This is a genomic window from Bacillus cereus group sp. BceL291 (assembly GCF_051776705.1).
Classification (GTDB): Bacteria; Bacillota; Bacilli; order Bacillales; family Bacillaceae_G; genus Bacillus_A; species Bacillus_A cereus.
This window is the reverse complement of the sequence record NZ_JBPWAP010000225.1, coordinates 1-954: the sequence shown is the minus strand read 5'-3', so window position 1 is coordinate 954 and position 954 is coordinate 1. Positions and strand designations below refer to the sequence as shown.

Below are 954 nucleotides of genomic sequence, written 5' to 3'. Positions count from 1 at the left end.
CGATCTGCCAGCGGAGGGAGTAAAAATCATGGATTTGTTCCATCGGAACCACTTCCCAAGGCGTATTCGTAACATATATGTTGATACCCGTTAATCGTTTACTCTTTTCTGAAAATGTAATCCCCTTTTTACTTTCGGTATAGCTTTGTTTTTTTCTACGTTCCAGTATTTGTTCCTCTGTTAATCGGTAGATAATTACTCTTGTAAATAATCTTTGATTCTTGCCAATATACGACTCTTTTATTTCATACGTTTGTCCTGGTTTTAACGTGTGCATAATGTTCTCTAAATCAACTTGGATATACTGTGACTGTTTTTTGATTGTCCCATTTCGAAAGTATTCTGGAAATGGATTTTTCGTATAGACGGTATGGTTTAACTTAAGTCTTGATATATAGCACACGCCACGTTGATCCATTTGATCTAAGTCTTCCAATGAAAAATATCCTAAATCACGAATACACAGATCACCCGGCCGTAAGGTATCTAAGCAATCTGTTCCAAATGTTTTATCATTATTTTTTCCAGGACCTACCTGGAAGTTTAAAAACTGTCCGCTGTGTAAGTCATATTCTAATTGAATCTTGATACCTGCAGTTTGTGCACAACCACCTGACCCAGGATATACATGTGCTAAATGTTTCGGTACTTGGAAAATCGTCGCATCTAAAATACGGATTCGTTGAAAATACGTGAGTGCTGCACTTGAAATGGCTGATGTTTTACAAAGTTTACTTTTCCATAATGCAGAAAAAATATATTTCAAAAATTCAACCGCTTTTTTATCAAAGCGTTTATTGAGTCCTTCTGGACTCATAAGAGTGCCTGTGGCGGCGTGTAATTGACTGCATAGTCGAACGAGAGAATCACTCGCTGTACGTTGACTGACCCAGATACATATGGTAGCTAATTCATTTCCTGAAAACTTTCGTTTTCTTTTTACAAAACCTAATT

1 protein-coding gene is annotated in these 954 nt (G+C 36.7%); it reads right to left on the bottom strand.

What is annotated here, in order from left to right:
* The coding region (locus tag ACS2CR_RS34240; protein WP_438906161.1) for an IS4-like element IS231C family transposase at positions 1 to 954 on the bottom strand (954 nt) is incomplete at both ends.